The following is a 24,711-nucleotide window of genomic DNA, read 5'->3' on the forward strand; positions in this document are numbered from 1 at the left end:
CATGGATTTGAGTCAAAAAAGAATTCTCGTTACAGGAGGGGCAGGATTTTTGGGATGCCATGTGGTGGCACAGTTGCAGGTAGCTGGCGCCGTCCCTGAGCAAATTACGGTGGTGCGATCGCGCGACTACGATCTACGGCAACTGTCCGCTTGTCAAGCTGTGGTTCAAGGCCAAGATATTGTCATTCACCTTGCTGCCCATGTGGGAGGGATTGGTCTCAATCAAGCCAAGCCCGCCGAGCTGTTTTATGACAATTTGATCATGGGGGCCCAACTCATTGACTGTGCCCATCGCGCTGGCGTGGAAAAATTCGTCTGTGTGGGGACGATTTGCGCCTATCCTAAATTTACCCCCGTTCCCTTCAAAGAAAGTGATCTCTGGAACGGTTATCCCGAAGAAACAAACGCTCCCTACGGCATTGCTAAGAAAGCCCTTCTCGTGCAACTGCAAGCCTATCGGCAGCAGTATGGCTTTAATGGTATTTATCTTCTGCCGGTAAACCTCTATGGCCCCGGAGATAACTTTGATCCTGAGAGTTCCCATGTGATTCCTGCCTTGATTCGCAAAGTGCATACTGCCCAGCAACAGGGGGATTCTCGGATTGCCGTATGGGGCGATGGCACTCCTAGCCGTGAATTCCTTTATGTGGAGGATGCTGCCCGCGGCATTGTCATGGCTACCCAAGCCTACAATGATCCCGATCCTGTTAACCTTGGCACCGGTGAGGAGATCACCATTCAAAATCTGGTGGCTCTAATCTGTGAACTGATGGGGTTTCAAGGTCAAATTCAGTGGCAAACCGATAAGCCCAATGGTCAACCCCGGCGCTGTCTCGATACCACTAGGGCAAAGGAGGCCTTTGGTTTTCGTGCCCAGGTTTCCCTTAAAGAAGGCTTAGAACGTACAATTTCTTGGTACCGTCAGCACGCTACATCCCTATGAAGGACTGGCTCCAGATGATTCAGGAGATTGCCCAAGACATCTTTCAAGAATTAGGAAGTGGTTTTAGCGAGGCGATCTACCAAAAAGCTTTTGAGGTTGCCCTGCGGGAACGGCAAATTGAGTACGAAGAACAACGCAAGGTACCGATTTTCTTTCACGGTTATTTTGTAGGGGAAGCTATTCCCGATCTCATTGTCCGTGACAATGGCCAAGGGGTTGTTGTGGTTGAACTCAAAGCTGTTCAGAATATTGGCGATAAGGAAGTCAAGCAACTCAGGAAGTACATGGCGACCCTGAAGATTCCTGTGGGGGTTGTCATCAATTTTCCTGCTTCCACAGCAGCAGATCGGCCACAAATCATTGAGGTAAACCTAAGTTCTTAATCCTTCAGAATTCCCCTCTCCTAAAGGCTTGCCCGCTACTGAGCCAGTAGGGCAATCACCGGCATCAGCACCTCTTGATTGGGGGGCGAGGCGTCAACCAAAAAGTTTAGGAGTGCAAGATGGCGTTTAGCTTCGATTCTAGCTCGGCAAGCTGCTCGTTCTGCCTCTGCCATGTTCTTCAATCATTCTTCGTTGCTCTTCTGTAATTCTTTTCTTTAAGGCTCTGCTTGTGCCAAGCGATCTGTTTCTCGATTTCGACGGTTCCACTCAAGGCCGCGATTAACCACTGCCACCAGGAGGGCTGCCACGGTGAGTCGGTTGCTCCAGATGCGGGGGGGGCAAGGTATCCGAGGAGGGTGCAGTCGGTCTGGTCATAAAATTTCAGAAAGGTCTGTATCGATAGTCTAGTGATGATTGCTTCACTTGACGCACCTGCACCATATGCTGAATGTCAAAGTTGGTTGCGCCCTTAGGCTGGGTGTTGTCGTTGTTGGCAATTGGTTGTGGGACAGGGGACGCGATCGCCCACAATTAGGGTACGCCATTGGTCTGGCTTTAAGCGGGTTTGTGCCACCCGTTGCAGATCCGCCGCGGTTGCTGCTTTGACAGCTTGCTGATAGCGGAAGATAAAATCCTTCGGCAAATCATAGTATTCGTAGCGCAAGAGGCGATTTAGAATTTGCAGGCGATCGCGAAAATTAAAAACAAATGAGTTGAGAATGCTGTCCTTGGCATAATTTAGTTCTGCTGAGCCAACCGGTTCCTGTTGCAATCGCTCAATTTCCTGGCGGAGGGCGCTGAGAAACTTGGCTGTGGTCTCTGTTTGGGTTTGGCCGACACCATAAAACACCCCCGGATAGTCAAACTCCGGACTCCAAGCGGCATAGACACTATAGGCCAACCCTTGGCGCGATCGCACTTCATTGAAAAGACGCCCGCCAAAGCCATTGAGAACTCCATTGAGGACATAAAGGGTAAACACATCTGGATCCTTGAGGGTTCCCCCCAATTGGCCGGTATAGATGTAGCTTTGGGAGAGATGGGGCCGATGAATTACCACTGTTGCTGGGGAGGTATCAGCCGTCACTGGCGGCAAGGGAGGCAGGGGCGGTAAGTTCGGCGGATCCTGCCATGGGCCAAAAATTGCCGCCAGGCGATCGCCCATTTCCGAGGCATCAAAATCGCCCACCAACCCCAAAATGCAGCGGGAGGGAGCCAGATAGGTCCGGTAAAATTGCTGCACATCGGCAGGGGTAATGTTGGCAAGTGTTTCTAGCTCTTGAGTGCGGGCGTAGGGACTCTTAGGGCCATAAATCAGCTTGTAAAATTCCCGTTCTGCTTGGGCATTGGGTTGATCATCACGGCGTTGAATAATTCCCTGGCGGCGCCGAATCGCCAATTCAAAGCGCTCTGGTTCTACTGCTGGGGCTTGGAGCATTTCCGCCAGTAGGTTCAGTACTGCCTCGCTGTGTTCCTTAAGACTGTTGAAATTAATCCGTCCTAAAGTTTTGCCGACGCCGGATTCAATAGATGCCGCCCGATCCTCCAACCATTCGTCAATTGCAGCAGCCCGGTGGGCTTGGGTGCCCCCTGTGCGAATTAGATCGCCGCTGATTTCTGCCAAACCCACCTGCGCCGGTGGATCCCAGCGACTACCTGCCCGAAAGATCACAGTTCCCCGCACTAGAGGCCACTCGTGATCCTCAAGGAGATAGACCACCATGCCATTGCTCAACTGACGGCGCTCATAGGCCGGTACTTGCAGTTCTGGTAATGGGGGAAAGGTCAATTCGGTGTAGTGCTTGGGGGTCATGGCCATTGCCGGGGAGGGTGGGATCAACCATAGCAGCAGCGCAGATAAAACACCAAGACAGAGCGATCGCCCAAATGAGCGGCACAGTTGTAGACAGACAGCCATCATGGGAATCAGCAGCGGCTAAGAACAAGATAATTGAGTGAAGCTCACTCAGTATCAATAACAGTCAGCAAAAATGACTCTAAGAATTTAAAGAATGGTTAACTCATTCTAGGCAGTGTCAAGAAAAGATTGCATCAGAGTCAGGGAAATTTTCTGGAAACAGGATCAAACTTCAACCCCTAGAATAGGAATCGCAGTATTCTGTCTGCTACCAAAACGGGTGGGATTTGGTAAGCTTTAAGCAAAAACGATTCCCTCAAGTACTCCTTGCCGAGGCCATTGATGTGAAGTCTGATCTGCCGCAGAGATGGCGCCATCTCCTTGTCATTCAGGATCGCGAAGGCCGGCGTACCATTCACTTGGAAGCTGGCACCTATACCATTGGGCGGCACCCCAGCAATAGGATTGTGCTTAAGTCGCCAATGATTTCCCGTCAGCACGCGGTTTTGCTACGGATGTTGGATTCTAGCAGCGGTAACTTTTTCTTTCGCCTCATTGATGGTGACCTCCAAGGAAGGCGCAGTGTCAATGGTCTGACTGTCAATGGCAAGCCCTGCCAGTCCCACATTCTTCAGCATGGAGATGTAATTGTCTTTGGGGGTGATGTGCGCGCCCGCTACCACGTGATCGCTGACATTTCTGACTCAGGGCTCGATCGCTACACGCGCGCCCTCGAAAGATGTAGCCTTCCAGATCAAGCGGTGGCCTCCTGGGGAACTGCCTTCAGCAGCAGTGAAATGTCAGAGGTGACGGAAATTCAACTGCTGCGGTTATCCTCGTTTCCAGAGTTAAGTCCCTATCCCATTATTGAACTGGCTGCCAATGGTCAACTCACCTACCTCAATCCAGCGGCGATTCAGGAATTTCCCGATCTAGGAGAACTGGATGGGCAACATCCGCTGCTATCGCGCCTCAAAAGCTGGTCGTTGCAGGAAAAGCGATTTGCCGTCGAGGAAATCAATGTTGGCGATCGCACCTACGAAGTGACGATCCATATGCTGCGGGAGAGCCAATTAATTCGCTGCTACCTCACTGACATTACGGAGCGCAAACGTTCAGAACTGGCCCTGCGAATTAGTGAGGAACGCTATGCTCTGGCGGCTGAAGCGGCCAATGATGGCCTCTGGGATTGGCACATTAGCAATCGCTCCGTGTACTATTCTCCCCGCTGGGAGCTGCTGATTGGGGAGCCTGCCGGTACCCTCCAACCCACCATCGAGGAATGGTGGCGGCGAGTCCACCCCGATGACCTAGAGCAGTTGCGCCTGAACATAAAGGAGCACCTCTTCGGCACCCGTCCTTACTTTGATTGTGAATTTCGGATAAGGCATCGCGACGGCAGTTACCGCTGGATGCGATCGCGGGGAAAAGCCCTGCGCAACGAGAAGGGTCAGCCCTACCGCATGGGAGGTTCCATGACCGATGTCACGGAGTACCACCTAATTCAGGAGCAAATTCTTCACGATGCCCTCCACGATGCCATGACGGGTCTGGCCAACCGCGTTCTCTTTGTAGACCATCTGACCCAAGCCATTGCTCGCCGCCAGCGGCGTCCTAACTCCCTCTTTGCGGTGCTGTTTTTAGATGTGGATCGCTTTAAGGTGATCAACGATAGCCTAGGGCACTTAGCTGGGGATCAACTCCTGATTGGCATTGGCCAGCGACTGAGGGCTTGTACTCGCCCTGAGGATACGGTCGCCCGCCTTAGTGGCGACGAATTTGCGATTCTGCTAGAAGACCTCACTGATCCAGCCCAGGCGATGAAAGTAGCAGAACGAATTTTGAACACCCTGGGCCGTCCCTTTCTGCTGGAAGGCCGTGAAATCTTTACCAGTGGCAGTATTGGCATTGCCTTTCCGAGCGAGGACAGTCAGACCCCTGAGGACCTACTGCGGGATGCCGATACTGCTATGTACCGCGCCAAATCCCTTGGCAAGGCTCGCTACGAGGTCTTTAGTATGACGATGCGTGCCCAGACGATAGCCCTCATGAAAATGGAAACGGAGCTGCGACAGGCGGCAGAGCGTGAGGAATTTTTGGTGTACTATCAGCCGATTGTTGATCTATCAACGCTCAAGATTGTGGGTTTTGAAGCGCTGCTGCGTTGGCAACATCCCGAACGGGGCATCATTTCCCCTGGCGAATTCATGGCGGTGGCCGAAGAGATGGGGTTGATCCTACCCATCAGTTGGTGGGTCATGGCAGAGGCTTGCCGCCAAATGCAGCGCTGGGCAGTGGTCTTTCCCCGCAGTCGTGGACTCAGGATTAGTGTCAACCTCAGTGGACGTCATTTTCAACAGGCGGATCTGCTGCCCAAGTTAAGGTCTATTTTGGCGGAAACGGGATTTCCAGCACAGCGACTCTGCCTTGAGGTCACTGAAGGGATTCTCATTGATAACAAGGAGGTGGCGATCGCCACCCTTGAGGAAATTCGGGCCATGGGCATCCCCGTGTACATGGATGATTTTGGCACAGGCTATTCTTCCATGAGCTATTTGCACCGCTTTCCCATTGACACCCTTAAAATTGATCGCACGTTCATTTCTGGCCTCAATTGTGAGGAATCTTCGGCAACAATTGTGCATACCATTCTTATGCTGGCACATTCTTTGGGGCTAAAGGTGGTGGCGGAGGGCATCGAAACCCGCGAACAGTGTCGTGTCCTGCAAGCCCTAGGGTGCAACTATGGCCAAGGTTATTTCTTTGCCCGCCCCCTCTCGGCGCTGCAGGTGGAAAAATTATTAGCGAGACAATCTTTACCGCCTCTAGTACGCCCCAGTACCGAAGAGCACAATACGCAGAGTCTCCACAAGAATTTCTAAATCCAGATTCAGGGACCAGTTGTCAATGTAGTAAAGGTCAAGGCGTGCCGCTTCATCAAAATTGCTAATCCGAGAGCGGCCAGAAATTTGCCACAGCCCCGTAATGCCGGGCATCACCTGATGGCGAATATGATGCCAGGAATGGAAACGGGCAACATCCCGCAGGGGTAGGGGACGGGGTCCCACTAAGCTCATATCTCCCCAGAGGACGTTCAACAGTTGGGGCAGCTCATCAATGCTGGTTTTGCGCAGAAAACTGCCGAGGCGGGTGCGGCGGGGGTCGTTTTTTACCTTGAAGAGAATGCCATCGGCGGATTCGTTTTGTGCCTCCAAATGGGCTTGGAGTTGCGGTGCATCGGCACGCATGGTGCGAAATTTCCACATCTGAAAGACTTGTCCATGGAGTCCCACTCGCTCTTGGCGAAAAAAGATAGGACCTGGGGAGGTGAGTTTGATGGCGATCGCCACCACGACAAATAGGGGCGCCAGGACCACAAGGCCAATGAGGGCCAAAATCACGTCCAAATAGCGTTTCAGCCGATACTCCCAGCCATTGAGATAGGTCATATCTACCCGCAGGGTGGGCAAAGCCGCCACAATTTCCGGGGCGCCCCGTCGGTAAAGCATTTCCAAGCTGGAGGGGATCAACCGTAGGGAAATGCCCTCTTGGCGCAGTTGCCAATAGAGTGCTGAGGCGAGGTGGGCGGGGGGGAGGCCTTCTACGATCACCTCTTGGGCTTGGCAGTTGAGAATCTCCGTCAAGGTTTGCGGTTCGTTGGCCATAGCAGCGATCGCACTGCCGACAATTTTGTAGTTGGCGCGTTGTTCCAGCAGGGCGCTCAGATACTCCTGCCGCTCTGGGGGGGCCACCAGAAACGCCCGTATGGGGCGCCGCAGGGTGAACATTTTGAAGCCCAAACTTACCCCTAGGCGCAAGATCACGGCCAACACGACACTTAGGCCCCAAGCACTAAAAAACAGTGAGCGCGGCAAATCCACTTTGGGGTCATAGAAGTAGGCGATCGCCAGCGCCAACAGGTAGCCCAAGCTCAATACCTTGGCGAGGCGCAAATAATTTTTCCAATGGCCGCGCGGATGATACAGCCCACTCACAGCAATCAAAAACAACAGACCCGCTGCAAACAGCCAAAAGACACTGGGCAATCCCCACCAATACCACCCTGCCAAATCAGGGGGCAAGGGCGCATAGAAGCGATTGAGTTGTAAGCCCAATTTCCAAGCCAACACCAGCCCCCCGAGGTCACTGGTCAGTAGCAGCAGGGCAAAAGCCGTTTCTGAGCGCAGCCCCCTCCAACGGCAGCGGGGTGCCCGAAGATCACGGAGAAAAGCTTGCGAACGCATTATCGAAGCAAGACAACAACAATGGCTAGGGTTTAGTATTCCGCAGAACTGAGGGTGGCGATCGCAGTGCAAGATCTCTTTGCAGACCCCAATAGATGCTTGAGAATGGGGATAGATAGCCCATCAAGCCCCCTGAAAAACGCCATGTCCAGCGACTTAATTTACCCTTCCACCCTCCTGCTCACGAGCCTCTTGGCCATTGGGTTTGTATTTTTTATTCGTGCCTCCACCAAAGAACGCATTGAAACCAAAGAATGGTTCATTGCCCAACCCCTTGCTAAACTTGCTCCCCGGCTCAAGCAGTATTTCCAGCAGCGGGGCTACCGGCTCCACGCCGTCAGTGCCGATGGCGCTGAAGTGACCTTTCAGGGACAGGTTGCCGCCAGTCCCTGGATGGCTGCATTCCTCTTTGCCCTAGCTGTTGCCACTACCACAGCCATTGCCTTGGTGTTGATGGTGCTCTTTCCCAACGGCGGTATTTTGGCCTTTGGTCTCGTTGGCCTCACCCCCATTGCCCCCTGGTTCTACTGGCGCGGTGCCCAGCGGCTCGAAACTGTCAAACTCTCGTTGCAACCCCATGGGATCGGAACCCAAGTCACCCTAGAGGGACATCGCGATGAGCTAATCACCTTTGAGGATACTGTGCTGAGGGCATAGGAGAAAGTCGGGGGCATGCTTTAGATCAGGCGCATAACCCAAAAGACAGCACAGGATAATTTTTTGACCACCTGTAATAGAACGGGCAATGACCGACTCCCCGACTACCAGTGCCACCGACCAACGCACGTTTGGCCAACTCCTCCTTGACCTTGATATTCACCTCAGTCCCAAAGAGGTGGATTTTTAGGGGGTAAATTTCGGGTGTATTTGGCCTGTAAGAGCTATCCCTTGACGACAGTGCTCTACGGTGGTGTGAGCGTCACACCGACAGCGAGGGTCGCTTGATTGCTGAAACGGTCAAGCCCGGTTCCTTTGAAATAAATGCCTCCTTCGAGGGAGCCGCCCAATGCAGATGTCCCTGAGTCACCTTAGTACGATGAGCCAACGCTTGCTGGGAGGTCTCCAAGACTTGGCCACAAGCTACGGTTACCCCAAGCGGTTGGAAACGGATCTCGCGCGGGGAATTCTCGCCAACTATTGGCAACAGTGGCGGCGGGAACGGTTTTACCAATGGGTGATTTGGTTGGTGGAAAATTACACCAATGAATCGACGGCAGAAATTCGTAAATTGAGCACAATAATTGAGCACAATCTATGAAACAGCGTTAGAAATTTATGATTAACTGTTTCGTGATTATTGCGGCTTTTCACCGCGTCTAGGGGCGAAATAATCCCCAACTTCAGCGGGGGACTTTGCTAGAATCAGTCAACAGATAGTTTTTCTGTGGTCAGCGGTAGGCTATCGCTCCTAGGTATCTTGCGAGGTCGGGTTTTTATGCACCTAAGTGAACTTACCCATCCCAACCAGTTGCATGGGTTGTCCATTGCCCAATTGACTCAAATTGCCGCCCAAATTCGCGACAAGCATCTGGAAACTGTGGCGGCGACCGGCGGCCACCTTGGTCCCGGCTTGGGCGTTGTTGAACTCACCCTCGCACTCTACCAAACCCTTGATTTAAATAAGGATCGCGTGGTCTGGGATGTGGGGCACCAAGCCTATCCCCACAAAATGTTGACCGGTCGCTACAACAACTTCCACACCCTGCGCCAAAAAGGGGGGATTGCTGGTTACTTAAACCGGCGGGAAAGTCCCTTTGATCACTTTGGGGCTGGGCATGCCTCTACGAGTATTTCGGCAGCTTTGGGGATGGCGATCGCCCGCGATCTCAAGGGGGAAAACTTCAAGGTAGTGGCCATTATTGGCGATGGCGCCCTGACGGGGGGCATGGCCCTAGAGGCCATTAATCATGCCGGCCACCTGCCCCACACCAACCTGATGGTGGTGCTCAACGACAATGAAATGTCTATTTCCCCCAATGTGGGGGCGATTCCCCGCTATCTGAATAAAATCCGCCTCTCACCGCAGGTGCAATTTATTACCGATAATCTCGAAGAGCAGTTCAAGCATATCCCCTTCTTTGGTGAAAACCTGACCCCGGAGATGCAGCGCATCAAGGAGGGGATGAAGCGCCTTGCGGTTCCTAAGGTGGGCGCTGTCTTTGAGGAATTAGGCTTTACCTATGTAGGCCCTGTGGATGGCCATAATTTAGAGGAGCTGATTGCCACATTCCAGCATGCCCACACCATTCCTGGCCCGGTACTCGTCCATGTTGCAACCGTGAAGGGCAAAGGCTACGCAATCGCCGAGAAAGACCAAGTGGGCTACCATGCCCAAAATCCCTTTGATCTGGTCACTGGCAAGGCCAAACCCTCTAGTAAACCCAAGCCCCCCAGCTACTCCAAGGTCTTTGGCGAAACCCTGACGAAGCTGGCAGAAAATGATCCGCGCATTGTGGGCATTACAGCGGCGATGGCCACGGGCACAGGCCTAGATATTCTCCAAAAACGGGTGCCAAAACAGTACATTGATGTCGGGATTGCCGAGCAGCATGCGGTAACAATGGCGGCGGGGATGGCCACCCAGGGAATGCGCCCCGTAGCGGCAATTTACTCCACATTCCTCCAGCGCGCCTATGACCAAATTGTCCATGATGTCTGCATCCAAAAGCTACCGGTTTTCTTCTGTATGGATCGGGCGGGGATTGTCGGTGCCGATGGCCCTACCCACCAAGGGATGTATGACATTGCCTATTTGCGCTGCCTACCCAATATGGTGCTGATGGCACCCAAGGATGAGGCGGAACTGCAACGGATGATTGTAACGGGCATTAACTACACCGATGGACCGATCGCCCTGCGCTATCCCCGCGGCAATGGCTATGGTGTCGCCCTCATGGAGGAAGGCTGGGAACCCCTTGAAATTGGCAAAGGAGAGCTTTTGCGCTCTGGTGAAGATCTTCTCCTAGTGGCCTACGGCTCAATGGTCTATCCGGCGATGCAGGTGGCGGAAATCCTCAAGGAACACGGCCTGGGTGCTGCCGTGATCAATGCTCGCTTTGCCAAGCCCTTGGATACGGCGTTGATTCTGCCCTTGGCAAAACAAATTGGCCGCGTGGTCACACTGGAGGAGGGCTGCCTGATGGGGGGTTTTGGCTCGGCGGTACTTGAGGCACTGCAGGAGGCGGATATTCTGGTGCCGGTACTGCGTTTGGGGGTACCGGATATCTTGGTGGAGCACGCCAGCCCCGATGAATCAAAGGCCGACTTGGGACTGACGCCCGCCCAAATGGCGGAAACCATTATGCAAAAGTTTGGGGTTCCTCAACGGACAACCGTTGTCGCAGCCTCCTAGGCGCGGGCGAGGACAACAACTGCATTTTGCCCCCCAAAGCCATAACTACAGCAGAGAATGTGCTCTAGGTGAGCAGAACGTGTCTGTTGGACAATATCCAACTCAAAGTTGGGGGTTTGACAGCCAACACAGGGGGGAATCTGTTGTTCCCGCAACGCTAGGCAGGAGAGGGCGATCGCGATCGCCCCAGCAGCCCCTAAGGTATGTCCAAGGGCTCCTTTGTGACTGGTGACTGCAACCCCTTGACCAAAAAGGGTTTGAATCCAAGCGGCTTCGGCGGCATCGTTACGCCGCGTGCCCGTACCGTGGCTATGGATACAGTCAATCTGGCGCGGTGTTAGCTCTGCCTGAGCCAAGGCCTTTTGAATCGCTAGGAGAGCACCGGTTTGGTTGACACTGGGGGCAGCCATATTCTCAGCATCGGCACTGAGACCCACCCCAGCAATTCGGGCATAGGGTTCAATACCTCGCGATCGCGCCCGTTCTGGAGATTCCAAGACAAGAAGGGCGCCGCCGGCCGCTAAGCCAAATCCCTGCCGCTGGCGATCGAAGGGAGCTGCCCGCTCCTGAGCCAAGACCCCCAACTGGCGAAAGCCGGCCAAGGTTAAGGGGGAGATGGCGGATTCAACGCCTCCAGCCAACACCAAATCGCAATCCCCCTGGGCAATCAACAGTGCCCCTTGGGCAATTGCCCAGATTCCCGTGGCACAGGCGGCTGTGGGATTGAGCACTATCCCCTGAATGCCTGCAATTTGTGCTACCTGCTGCGAAACAGTTGCTGGCAAGGTTTGTAACCATGTTTCTCGCGAAAGAGCAGGCTGTCGTAACCATCTTTCCCACTGGGCTTGAAAGCCGCGACTGGAGCCGACCACTGCCCCGGCACTGCCCAGGGGAGCCGTTAATTTTGCATCCTTGAGCGCTTGAGTCGTAGTCGTTTCAATAATTTTCTCGACAGGCAAGCTCGTTGCACCCACCAGTCCTTCAGGGGTGGCTATGAGTGCTGTCTTGCCCTGACAGTACCGCTGCCATGTGGCGATCGCGGTGTCCCCAAGCGCTGTCCATAGACCAATGCCAGTAATAACAACATTCACTGCACAATTAATTCAAGATATGATCAACCTAATCAACATCGTGACGCAACATCCTGACGTGAGGACAGCAGGTTTGGAAACGGCGGCAGAGTACTGTGTAGTGATTGTTACTACAGCTACGGAAGCTGAGGCACTCTCCTTGGCCGATCAACTGGTGGCGGAGCACCTGGCTGCCTGTGTGCAGGTTCTACCTGTTCAATCAATATACCGTTGGCAAGGAGCGGTGCATCGCGCTCCAGAATGGCAATTGCTGATTAAAACCCGCATCGCTTTATTTGAGCAGGTGCGCGATCGCCTGCTGGCATTACACAGTTATGAAGTCCCAGAGATCATTGCCATGCCAATCATTGCTGGTTCTTCTGCCTATTTGAACTGGATCAAAGAGCAAACTCAAAAGCCACCTGGAGGTTAAGAAGATCTGAATCCAAGATCATCAAGATCATAAAGTTTCTATTACATTACCCATGTCAATAACCTACCCTCTATCTTTCAGTATGGTATTCTTTCCCACTCACAAGTTATCGAGCGTCGTCTTTTTCCCCCCTACCGAGTGAATTTTGAGCCAAGGATTTCCTATGGGCTTGTTAGGGCGATCGCGAATCTCTGTGCGCCAACTGGCTGAAACACCTAGACACCGCTTCAGCTAAAACTTAAGATGGAAAAATGGTCTCCCTTGCTCGGAAAAATCTTTTAGAAGACTTTAGTCGCTTTCTCGTTGCTCAACTGGGCATCACGTTTGCTGTCAGTCTCGTCACTATTCAAACGGGACTCCTTGAGGGATTTAGTCGCTCCGCCACTCTCTTGGTGAGCAAAAGCCAAGCGGATTTCTGGATTGCCTCGAATGAGCTGCGTTATTTTGGCCTGACATTGCCCATTGAGTATCAAGTTGTCCTTGATGCCCAAGCAGTTGAAGGGGTTGCGGCTGCAGAACCACTCCTGATGCAGTCGGCCATGTGGCGCCGTTCAGAGACAGAGGCGATCGATCCAGTGCAAGTGGTGGGTGTTGAACCGACAGGAACCTTGCTGCCTTTGACGACAGTTGCTGGTGCAGCCCTGAGGAAGCTAGAGGAACCCTACAGTGTCATCGTGGATCGCATTGACCTCAATGCCCTTTCCCTCACGGCTTTGGGGGAGAAAGGTCGTGTGAATAACTACCCAGCGACGGTCATTGGCTGGACGCGCGGTGTTAAATCAATTGTCTCTAGTCCCTATGTCTTTACCTCGCTGGAAACTGCGAACCTTTACTTGAACTTCCCGCGGTTTGATCCCAGTGAACCGGTACCCGAATTTTTGCCGTTGGTCTCCCCGAGTACCCGCATCACTTATGTCATGGTCAAAGCAAAGCCGGGAGAGGATTTAGCAAAGGTGCAGGAGCGATTGCGGGCAGCGTTTCCCAACTATCAAGTGCTCAGTCGTGCTGCCCTGACTGAAATGACCCGGCGCTATTGGTTGGCCAGCACCAGTGTGGGGTTCATTTTGGGTCTAGGGGCAGGGGTGGGCATGGTTGTAGGGATAGTGATTGTGAGTCAGATTCTCTATTCCTCCGTGAGCGATCGCCTACAGGAGTATGGCACCCTGAAGGCAATGGGGGCTTCTGACGGGTACTTGTATCGAATTATTATTGAGCAAGCCCTGTGGATGGCCGTACTGGGTTATCTGCCCGGTTTAGGCCTGTCCTGGGGGTTGGGGATGTGGACCATGCAAGCTCGTGCCATCCAAATCATCATTACCCCTCAACTTGCCTTAGCCGTTTTTAGTGCCACCGTGGCCATGTGTGTCAGCGCTTCCCTATTGGCAGTGCAAAAAGTGATGCGCCTTGATCCTGCCCAAGTCTTTCGAGCTTGAATCATGCCTCACCCTGTCCTCCCTTGGTCAACCGCTCCGCCGCCAGCGAAACCTGTTCTCAGTGGTTGGGAACAGGCCTGAAGTGCCCCATTGCCCCCCTTATCCCCCAGATGATCCCCTCTCCTCGCGCGGCCTTTGCCTGTGCTCTCCATATGCAGCAGCCGACAATTCCAGTAGGGGAGGACGGCCGCCTAATCAGTCACTTGCAGTATATGCTGATGCATCCCCATAAGGAGGACAATTACAACGCAACTCAATTTCTTTGGTGTTATTGGCGCATGGGGGATTGGATGCCCCAGTTGGTGACTGAGGGCTGTCAACTTCGGATAATGCTCGATGACTCCGGCAACCTGCTTTGGGGTCTGGAGCAGATGGGGCAAGAGGAAGCACTGGCGGCCCTGCGGCGGATTACCGTGGATACCTATGCCCCCTACCTGGAGTGGCTGGGTACCTGCTGGGGACATGCGGTGATTCCCTCAAGCCCAGTTGCCGACATTGAGTTGGACATTCGCGCTTGGCAGCATCCATAAATCTGTAGAATAAACTATGGCATGGCAAAACTGGTACATACCTCCTTTAGGAGCAATTGTGGCGGGCTCCCTCGCTGTCACCCTTACCCGTGAACCGCTCCCTGTGGTGGCGGTCAGTTCTGTGGGGGCATTGGTGGGCACTTGGGTACAGGAGCGTCAATGTGATTCCCTTACTCCCCAAATCGAGGACCTGCTGCAGCGTTTAGAGGAAAGACTGGACTATCTTGAAACCGGAATGTCTGGGCATCACCAGCGCTGCACTGCTATTTTCTACGATATTGAAAACTTGATTAAAGGCTACAACATCAAAGCTGCAGATGTGGCCAAAATCTCCCTAGGTGCCATCCAAACCCATATTCGCCAAGCCTACCCCATCGACCGAGTGCTACTGCAACGTGCCTATGCCAACTGGAGTGATGCTCGCCTTGGGTCACTGCGCCGTGAAATGCACCAATTGGGCATTGAGCCTGTACAAGTCTTTGGCTTTTCCTACGAAAATCGAAAAAATGCCGCCGATATTCAATTGGCTATTGATGTGGTGGACTTGATTTTTCAGGATGACCGCTTTGATACATTTGTGATCGTCTCCGGGGATGGTGGCTTTGGCTCCCTTGCCAAGAAGTTACGGCAGTACGGCAAAACGGTGATTGGCTGTGCCTACGAAGATGCCGCTGGCAAGAGTTTTCAGGCCATTTGTGATGCCTTTGTGCACATTCCCGATCCAACGGTGAAATCCCGCCCGCCTGTGGTCAGTCCCGCCTGCCCCATGGAAGCTCCGGCATCAACCATCACCCCCGCCACCATTCCCTTAGATGCGGATAATCGTCGTTTGTGTGCCGATTTGAGTGTCAGTTTGGTTCGCCATGCCGAGGGGGCGATCGCTAAAACGCGGCAGATTCTCGATTGGTATCGCCGTGATTTGCCGTGTGGCAAGCTTCTGCGGGAGGAAGGGCTACCTATTAGTAAAGTCCAAGGGGCAGTGCAAGCCCTGCTGCCCAACTTTGACATTTTGCTGTTGGGGATGGTCAAGTTTTCGGAATACTTGCGCTACGTCTGCAAAAACACGATCTTCTGTGTCTTTTATTGCCAAGGCAGTGCCAATCAACTGCGTCTTGGTCTACGGGAGCATCTTCCCGCCGGTGCTGTGGTGATGGCCAATTTTGAAAAGCGTCCCCTCCACAGTCTGGCAACCTATCGGGCCCTGCTTAGTCACGAACGGGTGGCGATCGCCCAACCTACAGCCTTGGCTCATACTCTAGCATGGCTCCTTGACCATTACGAGGGCGTTGCTACCTTAGAGGAACTGGCCACTATGATTGAGAAAACCGCACCAGCAGAGATTAGTTCTAGCCAAATTGCAATTGCTTTGAATAACTGCCAAAGGGCCAATATTCTCGTGCCAGCTCCCCACGGTGGCGATCGCTATTTTGTCGCTGCCAAAATCACAACACTTCGCGAAGGCTATGCAGCACTGGCACAGTGGCTACACCAGATCCTTCAGGGGTTTTTTGAACGGGTGGGGACGGAGCCGCAACCAGAACTGTTACAGGCACTCATTGAGCCCTCTGTTTCAGTGCCCAGGTAGATCGCCATGGATTTTCCTTGGTTGGTGTGGCTAGAGACCTGTGGGAGCACGAATACATGGGCGCTGCGCCATGCCGATCAGCTCTACGGCGGCCAAGTCATCTATACTCAGGCCCAAACGCGGGGGCGAGGTCAGTACAACCGCCCTTGGCAATCCCCCCAGGGAGTGTTGACGGCCTCCTTTATTTTGCCCCATTCGCCAGCGATCGTTGCTCCCAGCGTCCAAGCAGGGATAGCGGTGATGCGTGCGTTGAGTGGGCTGCGGCCAGCACTGGATCGCCATCTGCAATTGAAGTGGCCCAATGATGTTATGGCTCAGGGCAAGAAACTAGCGGGAATTCTCTGTGAAAGCTGTTCCCCTTGGTTGGTGGTGGGGGTGGGGCTGAACCGCTGTGTAGATGTTGAGGCAATGGGCCTTCCCCAAGCTATGAGTCTTCATCAGCTTCTTGATCCTTGGGAAGCAGTACCCACAGATTTGGAACTCTTGGCGACCATTCGTGCTGAACTGCTTTGGTGTTGGCAACGGTCACAGTGGGCGGGGGTGGCTGTGCAGCGCGACTTTCTGCGGGGGCGATCGCTCACTCTTGTCCAAGGAGAACAGAGGTGGCAGGGCATCAGTCTGGGAATTAGCGATCGCGGGACATTGCAGGTGCGCCTAACTAATGGCGAAGTGCGGGAATTTAGCAGTGGCCATGTGATCTACAGCCCCTAGAATTGGTTGCGGAAGTGGGCAGCCCGTCTGCGAAAATTGTCCTTGGTACTACAACCATCTGAGGTGCGCATGAAGGGTTGGCAGGTCTGTTGGCAACGGGCGATCACTTTGGTTCTCAGCATCGTTCTCCTCTGGTCAATGGGGGACATCGCAGCGGCAAAATCCAGTGGCTCGCTGGCAGAGGTGGCAGCTCCTGTGGCCATTGAGGATATGAAAAATTGGTTCGATCGCTATGAACCCCGGCTGAAAATTCTCACCCCCGAAGTCAACCAAACGCTCCAAAGTCGCAACGTCACTGTCAAGCTCAGTGTCCAAGGGCTACGCCTGTTTCAGGATCAGCCCACAGGCTTGGGCCCCCATGTGGAGGTGGTGCTCGATGATCTGCCCAGCCGCAGTGTCTATGACCTGAGCACCCCCATTGAATTTACTAACCTTGAGCCGGGAACGCACCTTCTCCGTGCTTTTGTCGTCTACCCCTGGGGGGAAAGTCTGAAAAATCCCCTTGCCTATGCTCAAACCGTGTTTCATCTCTACACCGCAGATGAGGACACTCGAGCTGCTAGTCTTCCCCTGCTCACCTACAATCAGCCCAGCGGTACCTATGGCGCTGAACCGGTGCTCCTCGACTTTCATCTCAGCAACCTACCCTTGGATCAGCTACTAAACAACGAGAAGGTGTGGCAGGTGCGCTGCACGATCAATGGTCAATCTTTCACCGTCGATCGCTGGCAGGCCTACTATCTCACTGGACTGCAGCCGGGGGATAACTGGGTGCGGCTTGAACTCCTGGATGGGAATGGTCAGCGGATTCCCTCTCCCTACAATCCCATTACCCGCCTCGTCACCTATCAACCCAATGGCAAGGATGTCCTCTCGCGCCTGCTACGGGGAGAACTGGCGGCGAAAAATCTCCAAAGCAGCCTCAGTCCAGATCTGCCCAGCAACCTCCCCCCTGAACCCACCCCAGAACCAATGCCTGTTGTTGAGGCACCCCCTACTCCCGTTGCTCAGGAATCCCCACCCACATCCCAGCCAGTAGAGGAAGTCCCACCCACCCCTGAACCTCCAGAAGAAACCCCTGTTGCCCCTGAGCTAACCCCAGAACCAACAGTTAGGGTTGAAGCAGAAAAAGAGACACCAGCACCGCAAAAACCCTTCTGGCAGCGTCTGAATCCCTTCAAAAAAACAGAAACTCCAACTCGTTCTGTTCTCGTTAGCCCGCGCGTCCCTGCTCAACCCGCTCCTTCTGGGGATGAACCCACCCCAGCGGCTCCTGCATCTGAGGTCACTGAAGAGGCGACTGCTCCCACTCCAAAGGATTTGCCACAATTAGAGGAGTCAACCCCCCCTCAGGAGTAAACCCATGCAAGAAACCTCCTTGGCCACTGTTCGCCTTCAACCTTCATTTGCTGTCCCTCTCGGTGTGCTGCTGTTGAGTGTGCCCCTGTGGTGGCTGCGTTGGTGGCTGGGGTTACCCCTTTCACTCTTTGCCCTATTTTTGGCTGTGCAGGCGGTAACGCTACGCTTGGAGTTTACGGCAACCGCTCTCGATGTCTATCGGGGTAGCCAACAGATTCGGAACTTTCCCTATCAGCAATGGCAGCACTGGGAAGTCTTTTGGCCGACCTTTCCTGTTCTTTTCTATTTTCGGGAGGTCAAGAATATCCACTTTCTGCCGATTCTGTTCGACGCCAAAACTTTAGTACAATGCCTCCAAGAACGCTGCCCACGCACAGCCTTTATTTCCACGGTTCACAATGACGGATGACCCTACAGTGACTGATCCCTCTGAACCTACCTCAGAGGAACTAGCAACTCTCAAAGCCCAGCGCGATGCCCTCAAAGCTGAAATTCAAGCCCTCGATGCTGAGTTTCATCGTTTGGTCCACGATCGCCTCAAGTCCCTTGAAGAGCGGCAGCAAAGTCTGCAACTGACCATTGAACAACTAGAACGGCGCAAGGAACGCATTGAACAGGAGCTACGCCGTAATTTTGTGGGTGCCTCCCAAGAACTCGCGATTCGGGTGCAGGGGTTTAAGGAGTTCCTAGTCAAGAGCATGCAGGAGTTGGCAGCCACCGTTGAGGAAATGGAATTGCTGCCCCCGGCACCCGCTGTAGCGGAAACTGTCCCTGCCCCAGCAGAAACGGCCACAACACCCCCTAAGTTAATTCTGGATGAGGGCTTTCAGGAGGAAGCGGATCGGATTCGCCGTTTGCTAGAGCAATATCGGAGTAGTCCTAACTACTACGGCCCTCCTTGGCAGTTGCGACGCACCTTTGAGCAAGTTCACGCTGAGCGGGTTGAAAGTTGGTTCTTTGATCTGGGGGGACGGGGTGCCCTGCGATCGCTCCCGAGTCGGTTGCAAAATATCCTTGTTGCCTCGGCAATCATCTCGATCCTACGGGACTTCTATGGGGAGATGTTGCGGGTTTTGGTTTTGGCTGATTCCCCTGAGCGCTTGGGAGACTGGCGACGTGGCCTCCAGGACTGCTTGGGAATCACTCGCCAAGACTTCGGCCCCGACCAAGGGGTGGCCCTATTTGAATCCGCCGATGCCCTCGCCTTTCGTGCGGATCGCCTCGAGCAGGAGGACTACATCCCCCTGATTCTCATTGATGATTCCCAACCCCAAGTTAGCCTTTCGCTGCTGCAATATCCCTTGCTCTTGGGTTTTGCCCCTGAACCCCAGTTGCGTCCTAGCCGTAGTTCTGATTTCTTTGAATAGTTTCAGTCCCCTTTGGAGGCTCCTGTGACCACTGCACTGATCCTTGGACTGCTGGCGCTCATTAGCTATCTGCTTGGCTCGATTCCCACAGGCTACCTCCTGGCAAAAGCGCTGCGGGGTATTGATATTCGTGAGCATGGCTCTGGCTCAACGGGGGCGACCAATGTGCTGCGGGTGGTGGGCAAAGGCCCCGGATTGGTGACGTTTTTAGTTGATGTGGGCAAGGGCCTAGGAGCAATTCTTGTGGCGCGTTGGGTCTTGGGGCAATCTTGGAGTAGAGTGCCCGCTGGTTGGTTTGAATTTGTGCTGCTGGCGATCGCCTTCATTGCCGTTCTGGCTCACAGTAAGCCAATTTGGTTAGGCTGGCGGGGCGGCAAATCCGTTGCCACTGGTTTAGGGGTGCTCCTTGCCCTGAATGCCCCCACTGCATTGGCCACCTTTGGGGTGTTTCTGGTGGTCTTGACGGTCAGCCGCATTGTCTCCCTGAGTTCAATTACTGCTGCTATAGCCTTGCCCTTTTGGTTTTGGTTCTTTACGCAGTCGTGGCCGTTCGTGGGCTTTAGCGTGATTGCAGGGGCTTTTGTGATTTGGCGACACCAGAGTAATATCCAACGCCTCCTTGCAGGAACGGAGCCGCGGTTGGGAGCCTCGCAGGGATAGATCTCTTAGAATCTCTTAGAAGGTCACTTTTGAACGGGCTGGGAGTTCCTCAATGCCCCCATATTTTAGAAAACGGCTGTATTTGTACCGTGGCAAGGCCTCTGAGATTGCTACCATGAGTGGATACCAGTTTTGGTGGGGAGATTTGTGATGGAAACACTGCGGGGCCGTGATTTGCTGAGCATCGCCGACCTCTCACGGGCAGAGGTGGAATATCTGCTGGATTTAGCAGCCCAGATGAAAATCGGCAAGGTGGCTCCCCAGTGTCCTAAGGTCTTGGGGCTGCTGTTTCAGAAGGCCTCCACCCGTACCCGTGTCAGCTTTACGGTGGCAATGTACCAACTAGGCGGCCAAGTCATTGACTTGAATCCCCAATCCACACAGGTGGGGCGCGGTGAACCGTTGCCCGATACAGCACGGGTATTGGATCGCTATTTGGATGCGGTGGCGATTCGCACCTATGGTCAGGCAGAACTGCAGCTTTTTGCCGATTATGCACGGATACCGGTGATTAATGCCCTCACCGATCGCGAGCACCCCTGTCAGATTTTGGCGGATCTGTTGACGCTGCGGGAATCCTTTGGCACATTGACGGGACTGACCCTCTGCTACATTGGCGATGGCAATAATGTGGCCCATTCACTGCTACTGGGCTGTGCGCTCTTGGGGGTGAATATTCGTGTGGCTTCACCACCACAGTTTGCGCCTTTGCCCGATATTGTGGCGCAAGCCAAGGCACTGAGTGGCGGGAAAAGTGAAGTGACTATTCTCACGGATCCACAGGCAGCGGCTCAGGGTGCCCAGGCCCTTTACACCGATGTTTGGGCCAGTATGGGACAGGAGGCGGAAGCGGGCGATCGCCAACCCATTTTTCAGCCCTACCAAATTAATGATCAACTCCTAGCCCTTGCGGATCCGCGGGCGATCGTTCTCCATTGCCTGCCGGCTCACCGCGATGAGGAAATTACCGCCAGTGTGCTTGAAGGACCGCAGTCGCGGGTTTGGGAGCAGGCAGAAAATCGCCTCCATGCCCAGAAGGCTCTACTTGCCAGTCTCTTGGTATAGGGGAATGATCTACCACCGTTGGCAGAAATTCAGCCTCTCGGATTGGTTATTGCTGGTGGGAGGGGTCATTTGTGGGGCTTTTCTGCTATTGGCGATTCTTGCTCCCCTTGGCCAAGCCCTCGGTTGGATTGCCAACCCCCAAGAATTTCTTGACTTTCCGATTCATGCACCCCCCTCGCCGCAGCACTGGTTCGGCACCAATCGCCTTGGGTATGATGTGTTTGCGCGCACAATCTTTGGTGCCCAAGCGGCTTTGCAGGTGGTCTTTGTGGCAACGGTTTTGAGCTTGCTGGTGGGGGTACCCCTCGGACTGCTCAGTGGTTACCAAGGGGGCTGGCTAGATCGCGGGCTACTCTTTTTTATGGATACGCTCTACACGTTACCGGGGCTATTACTGGCGGTGACGGTGGCCTTTGTGGTTGGCAAGGGGGTGCTCAATGCGGCGATCGCCCTCAGTGTTGCCTACATTCCCCAGTACTATCGGGTAGTGCGCAACCACACGGTGAGCCTAAAAAACGAGGTTTTTATCGAAGCTGCCCGCGCCCTTGGTGCCTCTACTCCCCGAATTCTGCACCGGTATCTTTTGGTGAATGTGCTTCCCAGTATTCCGGTGCTCTTTACGCTCAATGCCGCCGATGCCATCCTCACCTTGGCAGGGCTGGGGTTCTTGGGCTTAGGGTTGCCGCCCCAGGTACCAGAATGGGGGCAAGATCTACGACAGGCCTTGGATGGGTTGTCGGTGGGTGTGTGGTGGACAACCCTCTTTCCGGGACTGGCCATGACACTGCTGGTAGTGGGTCTCTCGCTCCTTGGAGAGGGGCTAGGGGAGCGTCTTGATCCGCGAAGTTGAGTTAGCCAGCAGGGCCTAATCATGCCTGATCATGTGTTGGTGACCGGTCCGACTCGCAGCGGCAAGAGTGAATGGGCAGAAGCCTTGGCTGCCCAAAGCAAACAACCTGTGATTTATATTGCGACGGCGATCGCCTCCCCAGGGGATAGGGAATGGTTACAGCGGATTGAACAGCACCGTGCCCGCCGCCCCGCTGCGTGGGAATTGCGAGAATGTCCCCTTGAACTGGCTGCCCTAGTGCGTGACCTGCCGCCTGATCATTGCGCTCTTGTGGACTCCTTGGGAACATGGGTGGCCAATTGCCTAGATCAATCCCAAGATCAATGGCAAGCAACCGTTGCCGAATTGCTGGCGAGTGTGCAAGCCTGTGCCGCTCAACTCATTTTGGTTGCTGAAGAGGTGGGTTGGGGAGTCGTTCCTGCCTCCGCCAGTGGTCGCTGTTTTCGAGATCGCCTCGGTGCCCTGTGTCAGCAACTGAGTCCGCTGATGGCGGAAGTGTATCTTGTAACGGCTGGCTTTGCCCTGCCCCTCCACCAATGGGGTATCTGCCTCAAGGGTCTTAGGGATAAATTGGACACGCAAGGATAAGCCTCATGGGGATTCCCCAGGGGCAAGCGGGGCAAGGGCAGCCACAATAGCATCGCTAACGCGGCGCACCGGATAAATCTCTAGGCCGGCGATGGCACCGGCTTGGCTTTCGGGAATAATGGCACGGCGAAATCCCAACTTCAGCGCCTCCCGCAGGCGTAATTCCAATTGAGAGACAGCTCGCACCTGTCCCCCTAGACCCACTTCGCCAATGATCACCGTTTGGGGTTGCACCCAGCGATCGCGAAAACTGGCCACAACTGCCACTGCTACCCCCAGATCCGCAGCGGGTTCCGCCACATTCAGCCCCCCCGAGGAGGCCACATAGGCGTCTAGCTTTGAGAGGGGCACACCTAGGCGTTTTTCCACCACTGCTAAAATTTGCAGAAAGCGATTGTACTCAATGCCTGTGGCTGTGCGGCGAGGAGACGGATAACTGGTGGGGCTAACTAAACTTTGCAACTCAACCACGAGGGGACGGGTCCCTTCACAGGCAACAATGGTGGCACTGCCGGGGGTTGGCTCGCGATCGCCCAAAAACAGAGCGGAGGGATTTGTGACCTCGGCTAAGCCCTGCGCCCCCATTTCAAAAACGCCGATTTCTTGACTGGCCCCAAAGCGATTTTTTACACTGCGCACAAGGCGGTGACTGGCAAAGCGATCGCCCTCAAAGTAGAGCACTGTATCCACGAGATGTTCTAGTACCTTCGGACCGGCGATCGCCCCCTCCTTGGTTACATGACCAACAATAAATAAACTGATCTGCTCCCGCTTGGCTAAGCGCATCAGGGCGGCGGCTCCCTCCCGTACCTGAGACACCGATCCCGGAGCAGCGGTCAGTTGGGGCAAATACACTGCTTGGATGCTATCAATAATCGCCAGATGGGGTTGCAGATGGATGAGTTCCTGTAGGATGACGTCTAAATCTGTTTCTGCTAAAAGATACAGGGAAGGAGGAGCAGCAATACCCAGTCGTTGCGATCGCAACTTTACCTGTTGCGCTGATTCCTCAGCACAGACATAGAGCACCCGCTGCTGTTGCCCTAAGGTGGCTGCCATCTGTAACAAAAGGGTAGACTTGCCAATTCCCGGTTCTCCCGCCACCAACACCAGAGAGCCAGCAACAATCCCTCCTCCCAAAACCCGATCCAACTCAGTAAATCCAGAGGCAGAACGGCTCTGGGCCTGTTCGCCAACCTCTCCTAAGGCTTTGGCACTGAGGGCCTGCAGCGTTTTCGATTTTCGGGGTGCGGTCCAGCGAGCAGCGGTCTCTACCGGCGTAACCACCTGCTCATCAAGGGTATTCCACTGGCCACAACTGGGACAGCAACCAAAGTACTGGAGGTGCTGAGCACCACACTCGCGGCAAATGTACAGTACTTTAGGCTTGGGCATGCCTTGCCCTATTGCACCCCCAAAAGTTCCACATCAAAAATCAGCGTGGCATTGGGGGGAATGACCCCACCCACACCCCGCGCACCATAGCCTAGATTCGGGGGAATAATCAGCCGCCGCTGACCACCCACGTGCATTGAGCCAACCCCTTCATCCCAGCCTTTAATGACTTGACCGACACCAATTTGAAATTGGAAGGGCTGACCGCGATCGCGGGAGCTATCAAAAATACGGCCATCAGTGAGCATTCCTGTGTAGTGCACCGTGACGCGATCGCCCGCTTGAGGCTGTGCCCCTGAGCCGACAACAATATCTTCGTATTGCAAACCTGAAGGGGTAGTCACCACCTTTGAATTCCCCATAAGTCCTGCAGCCTCCGCTGACGCTTCCAGCGGCACACCGGCGATCGCTATTGGAGCGGCCACCAACCATACCACTACTAGGACAATACCACAGAGGAGCCAGCCGCAGGCTCGATGTACCCGTTGTTTTACCATGAACGATTTTTTAACTCCCTAAGGTCACGTTCTAGGCGATCAATGCGTCCCCGCAGTTCATCAATTTCTGACTGTTGTGGCACCCCCAAGCCCTCTAAAAACTGGCGCGTTTGTCGTTGCACCGCTGCATCGAGGGAGGCGGCATCTTCTTTGAGGTGGGTCAGGACTTCATCCACCATTGCCTTGGCTTGATCGGCATTGAGGCGTCCCTCTTTCACCCATTGGTTGCTCACTTGACGTAACTTTTCGGCCACAAGGGAGGTGGTGCCGACACCAATTAAAAGCAATTGCTGAAGCAGATTTTGCTGGTTCATGGGGCACGTTCAAAACGCCTATCTTGTATTGTGCCACTGGTTCTTGGGGTTGCGGTAAGATGGAAAAGAGGTCA

General features: G+C 54.1%; 26 protein-coding genes. 19 read left to right on the plus strand and 7 right to left on the minus strand.

Going from position 1 to position 24,711, the window contains the following annotated elements:
• Position 1: 1 nt before the first annotated feature.
• Together IGQ16_RS03325 and IGQ16_RS03330 are read left to right on the plus strand one after the other, a co-directional pair.
• Positions 2–943: a GDP-L-fucose synthase gene (locus IGQ16_RS03325; protein WP_024124096.1), complete on the plus strand. Its 942-nt coding sequence runs from the start codon at positions 2–4 to the stop codon at positions 941–943.
• Positions 940–1,326: a GxxExxY protein gene (locus IGQ16_RS03330; RefSeq protein ID WP_297060240.1), complete on the plus strand. Its 387-nt coding sequence runs from the start codon at positions 940–942 to the stop codon at positions 1,324–1,326. The genes IGQ16_RS03325 and IGQ16_RS03330 overlap by 4 nt, the downstream gene beginning before the upstream one ends.
• Before the next feature lie 35 nt (positions 1,327–1,361).
• Here the strand turns inward: IGQ16_RS03330 and IGQ16_RS03335 are convergent, their stop codons facing one another.
• Positions 1,362–1,499, minus strand: coding sequence for a hypothetical protein (locus tag IGQ16_RS03335; RefSeq protein ID WP_225871770.1), 138 nt, complete (start codon positions 1,497–1,499; stop codon positions 1,362–1,364).
• A gap of 296 nt (positions 1,500–1,795) precedes the next feature.
• Positions 1,796–3,247 (minus strand): pitrilysin family protein, encoded by a 1,452-nt coding sequence (locus tag IGQ16_RS03340; RefSeq protein ID WP_297041623.1) that lies wholly within the window; start codon positions 3,245–3,247, stop codon positions 1,796–1,798.
• Between the two features lie 224 nt (positions 3,248–3,471).
• Here IGQ16_RS03340 and IGQ16_RS03345 point away from each other — a divergent pair, with 224 nt between their 5' ends.
• On the plus strand, positions 3,472–6,066 hold the full coding sequence (locus tag IGQ16_RS03345; protein WP_297060242.1) for an EAL domain-containing protein: 2,595 nt from the start codon (positions 3,472–3,474) through the stop codon (positions 6,064–6,066).
• Here the strand turns inward: IGQ16_RS03345 and IGQ16_RS03350 are convergent.
• Positions 6,010–7,428, minus strand: coding sequence for a sugar transferase (locus IGQ16_RS03350; protein WP_297060244.1), 1,419 nt, complete (start codon positions 7,426–7,428; stop codon positions 6,010–6,012). The two genes, IGQ16_RS03345 and IGQ16_RS03350, sit on opposite strands and share 57 nt — an antisense overlap.
• A 144-nt stretch (positions 7,429–7,572) precedes the next feature.
• Here IGQ16_RS03350 and IGQ16_RS03355 point away from each other — a divergent pair, with 144 nt between their 5' ends.
• The 3 genes from IGQ16_RS03355 to dxs all read left to right on the plus strand — a co-directional run bounded on the left by IGQ16_RS03355 (position 7,573) and on the right by dxs (position 10,780).
• Positions 7,573–8,085: a cofactor assembly of complex C subunit B gene (locus tag IGQ16_RS03355; protein ID WP_297060246.1), complete on the plus strand. Its 513-nt coding sequence runs from the start codon at positions 7,573–7,575 to the stop codon at positions 8,083–8,085.
• Positions 8,086–8,440: 355 nt separating this feature from the next.
• A complete protein-coding gene (locus IGQ16_RS03360) occupies positions 8,441–8,686 on the plus strand; it encodes a hypothetical protein (RefSeq protein ID WP_041428920.1) in 246 nt (81 codons plus the stop codon).
• 177 nt (positions 8,687–8,863) lie between these two features.
• Positions 8,864–10,780 (plus strand): 1-deoxy-D-xylulose-5-phosphate synthase, encoded by a 1,917-nt coding sequence (gene dxs, locus IGQ16_RS03365; RefSeq protein ID WP_024124099.1) that lies wholly within the window; start codon positions 8,864–8,866, stop codon positions 10,778–10,780.
• On the opposite strand, the gene IGQ16_RS03370 is transcribed toward dxs, so the two are convergent.
• Positions 10,777–11,871, minus strand: a complete 1,095-nt coding sequence (locus tag IGQ16_RS03370) for a beta-ketoacyl-ACP synthase (RefSeq protein WP_024124100.1) — start codon at positions 11,869–11,871, stop codon at positions 10,777–10,779. The genes dxs and IGQ16_RS03370 overlap by 4 nt on opposite strands.
• A gap of 40 nt (positions 11,872–11,911) precedes the next feature.
• Between IGQ16_RS03370 and cutA the strand changes: the two genes are divergently transcribed.
• The 13 genes from cutA (at position 11,912) to cobU (ending at position 22,431) form a co-directional block, all read left to right on the plus strand.
• Positions 11,912–12,283, plus strand: coding sequence for a divalent-cation tolerance protein CutA (gene cutA, locus IGQ16_RS03375; protein ID WP_225871773.1), 372 nt, complete (start codon positions 11,912–11,914; stop codon positions 12,281–12,283).
• A 45-nt stretch (positions 12,284–12,328) separates the two neighbouring features.
• On the plus strand, positions 12,329–12,493 hold the full coding sequence (locus tag IGQ16_RS11710) for a hypothetical protein (RefSeq protein WP_081711805.1): 165 nt from the start codon (positions 12,329–12,331) through the stop codon (positions 12,491–12,493).
• Positions 12,494–12,534: 41 nt separating this feature from the next.
• On the plus strand, positions 12,535–13,716 hold the full coding sequence (locus IGQ16_RS03380; RefSeq protein WP_024124102.1) for an ABC transporter permease: 1,182 nt from the start codon (positions 12,535–12,537) through the stop codon (positions 13,714–13,716).
• Positions 13,713–14,246 (plus strand): hypothetical protein, encoded by a 534-nt coding sequence (locus IGQ16_RS03385; RefSeq protein WP_297060253.1) that lies wholly within the window; start codon positions 13,713–13,715, stop codon positions 14,244–14,246. Before IGQ16_RS03380 ends, IGQ16_RS03385 begins: the two co-directional genes overlap by 4 nt.
• A 58-nt stretch (positions 14,247–14,304) precedes the next feature.
• The gene (locus tag IGQ16_RS03390) at positions 14,305–15,831 is read left to right on the plus strand and encodes an NYN domain-containing protein (RefSeq protein ID WP_297060255.1); all 1,527 of its coding nucleotides are present in this window, start codon (positions 14,305–14,307) and stop codon (positions 15,829–15,831) included.
• A 6-nt stretch (positions 15,832–15,837) separates the two neighbouring features.
• Positions 15,838–16,542: a biotin--[acetyl-CoA-carboxylase] ligase gene (locus tag IGQ16_RS03395; protein ID WP_297060256.1), complete on the plus strand. Its 705-nt coding sequence runs from the start codon at positions 15,838–15,840 to the stop codon at positions 16,540–16,542.
• Positions 16,543–16,611: 69 nt separating this feature from the next.
• A complete protein-coding gene (locus IGQ16_RS03400) occupies positions 16,612–17,901 on the plus strand; it encodes a hypothetical protein (RefSeq protein ID WP_297060258.1) in 1,290 nt (429 codons plus the stop codon).
• Positions 17,902–17,905: 4 nt separating this feature from the next.
• Entirely contained in the window at positions 17,906–18,310 is a 405-nt protein-coding gene (locus tag IGQ16_RS03405; protein WP_297060260.1) for a DUF3119 family protein, read from the plus strand.
• 7 nt (positions 18,311–18,317) lie between these two features.
• Positions 18,318–19,268: a DUF3086 domain-containing protein gene (locus tag IGQ16_RS03410; RefSeq protein WP_297060262.1), complete on the plus strand. Its 951-nt coding sequence runs from the start codon at positions 18,318–18,320 to the stop codon at positions 19,266–19,268.
• 24 nt (positions 19,269–19,292) lie between these two features.
• Entirely contained in the window at positions 19,293–19,928 is a 636-nt protein-coding gene (gene plsY, locus IGQ16_RS03415) for a glycerol-3-phosphate 1-O-acyltransferase PlsY (protein ID WP_297060265.1), read from the plus strand.
• A gap of 150 nt (positions 19,929–20,078) precedes the next feature.
• Positions 20,079–20,993 carry an ornithine carbamoyltransferase gene (gene argF, locus IGQ16_RS03420; protein ID WP_024124110.1) on the plus strand — a complete coding sequence of 305 codons (915 nt, stop codon included), beginning with the start codon at positions 20,079–20,081 and terminating at the stop codon, positions 20,991–20,993.
• A 4-nt stretch (positions 20,994–20,997) separates the two neighbouring features.
• Positions 20,998–21,843, plus strand: coding sequence for an ABC transporter permease (locus IGQ16_RS03425; protein WP_024124111.1), 846 nt, complete (start codon positions 20,998–21,000; stop codon positions 21,841–21,843).
• Positions 21,844–21,864: 21 nt separating this feature from the next.
• The gene (cobU, locus tag IGQ16_RS03430; RefSeq protein ID WP_297040964.1) at positions 21,865–22,431 is read left to right on the plus strand and encodes a bifunctional adenosylcobinamide kinase/adenosylcobinamide-phosphate guanylyltransferase; all 567 of its coding nucleotides are present in this window, start codon (positions 21,865–21,867) and stop codon (positions 22,429–22,431) included.
• A gap of 3 nt (positions 22,432–22,434) precedes the next feature.
• On the opposite strand, the gene radA is transcribed toward cobU, so the two are convergent.
• Genes radA through IGQ16_RS03445 form a run of 3 tightly spaced genes read right to left on the minus strand, consistent with a single transcriptional unit; the run spans position 22,435 to position 24,637 of the window.
• Complete coding sequence (gene radA, locus IGQ16_RS03435; RefSeq protein ID WP_297060268.1) at positions 22,435–23,826, minus strand: DNA repair protein RadA; 1,392 nt, start codon at positions 23,824–23,826, stop codon at positions 22,435–22,437.
• 8 nt (positions 23,827–23,834) lie between these two features.
• Positions 23,835–24,323 carry an FKBP-type peptidyl-prolyl cis-trans isomerase gene (locus IGQ16_RS03440; protein ID WP_297060270.1) on the minus strand — a complete coding sequence of 163 codons (489 nt, stop codon included), beginning with the start codon at positions 24,321–24,323 and terminating at the stop codon, positions 23,835–23,837.
• Positions 24,317–24,637, minus strand: a complete 321-nt coding sequence (locus tag IGQ16_RS03445) for a phasin family protein (RefSeq protein WP_024124115.1) — start codon at positions 24,635–24,637, stop codon at positions 24,317–24,319. The genes IGQ16_RS03440 and IGQ16_RS03445 overlap by 7 nt, the downstream gene beginning before the upstream one ends.
• Positions 24,638–24,711 lie beyond the last annotated feature (74 nt).

Source organism: Thermosynechococcus sp. M3746_W2019_013 (genome assembly GCF_015296045.1).
GTDB lineage: Bacteria > Cyanobacteriota > Cyanobacteriia > Thermosynechococcales > Thermosynechococcaceae > Thermosynechococcus.

Excerpts from the sequence above, each read along its gene's own strand:
- IGQ16_RS03395 (WP_297060256.1), top strand. The coding sequence starts at position 15,838 with ATGGATTTTCCTTGGTTGGTGTGGCTAGAGACCTGTGGGAGCACGAAT.
- IGQ16_RS03325 (WP_024124096.1), top strand. The coding sequence starts at position 2 with ATGGATTTGAGTCAAAAAAGAATTCTCGTTACAGGAGGGGCAGGATTT.
- IGQ16_RS03355 (WP_297060246.1), top strand. The coding sequence starts at position 7,573 with ATGTCCAGCGACTTAATTTACCCTTCCACCCTCCTGCTCACGAGCCTC.
- IGQ16_RS03360 (WP_041428920.1), top strand. The coding sequence starts at position 8,441 with ATGTCCCTGAGTCACCTTAGTACGATGAGCCAACGCTTGCTGGGAGGT.
- IGQ16_RS03330 (WP_297060240.1), top strand. The coding sequence starts at position 940 with ATGAAGGACTGGCTCCAGATGATTCAGGAGATTGCCCAAGACATCTTT.
- IGQ16_RS03335 (WP_225871770.1), bottom strand. The coding sequence starts at position 1,499 with ATGGCAGAGGCAGAACGAGCAGCTTGCCGAGCTAGAATCGAAGCTAAA.
- IGQ16_RS03340 (WP_297041623.1), bottom strand. The coding sequence starts at position 3,247 with ATGATGGCTGTCTGTCTACAACTGTGCCGCTCATTTGGGCGATCGCTC.
- IGQ16_RS03350 (WP_297060244.1), bottom strand. The coding sequence starts at position 7,428 with ATGCGTTCGCAAGCTTTTCTCCGTGATCTTCGGGCACCCCGCTGCCGT.
- cobU (WP_297040964.1), top strand. The coding sequence starts at position 21,865 with ATGCCTGATCATGTGTTGGTGACCGGTCCGACTCGCAGCGGCAAGAGT.
- IGQ16_RS03405 (WP_297060260.1), top strand. The coding sequence starts at position 17,906 with ATGCAAGAAACCTCCTTGGCCACTGTTCGCCTTCAACCTTCATTTGCT.
- IGQ16_RS03445 (WP_024124115.1), bottom strand. The coding sequence starts at position 24,637 with ATGAACCAGCAAAATCTGCTTCAGCAATTGCTTTTAATTGGTGTCGGC.
- IGQ16_RS03380 (WP_024124102.1), top strand. The coding sequence starts at position 12,535 with ATGGTCTCCCTTGCTCGGAAAAATCTTTTAGAAGACTTTAGTCGCTTT.
- IGQ16_RS03440 (WP_297060270.1), bottom strand. The coding sequence starts at position 24,323 with ATGGTAAAACAACGGGTACATCGAGCCTGCGGCTGGCTCCTCTGTGGT.
- radA (WP_297060268.1), bottom strand. The coding sequence starts at position 23,826 with ATGCCCAAGCCTAAAGTACTGTACATTTGCCGCGAGTGTGGTGCTCAG.
- dxs (WP_024124099.1), top strand. The coding sequence starts at position 8,864 with ATGCACCTAAGTGAACTTACCCATCCCAACCAGTTGCATGGGTTGTCC.
- IGQ16_RS03425 (WP_024124111.1), top strand. The coding sequence starts at position 20,998 with ATGATCTACCACCGTTGGCAGAAATTCAGCCTCTCGGATTGGTTATTG.
- argF (WP_024124110.1), top strand. The coding sequence starts at position 20,079 with ATGGAAACACTGCGGGGCCGTGATTTGCTGAGCATCGCCGACCTCTCA.
- IGQ16_RS03400 (WP_297060258.1), top strand. The coding sequence starts at position 16,612 with ATGAAGGGTTGGCAGGTCTGTTGGCAACGGGCGATCACTTTGGTTCTC.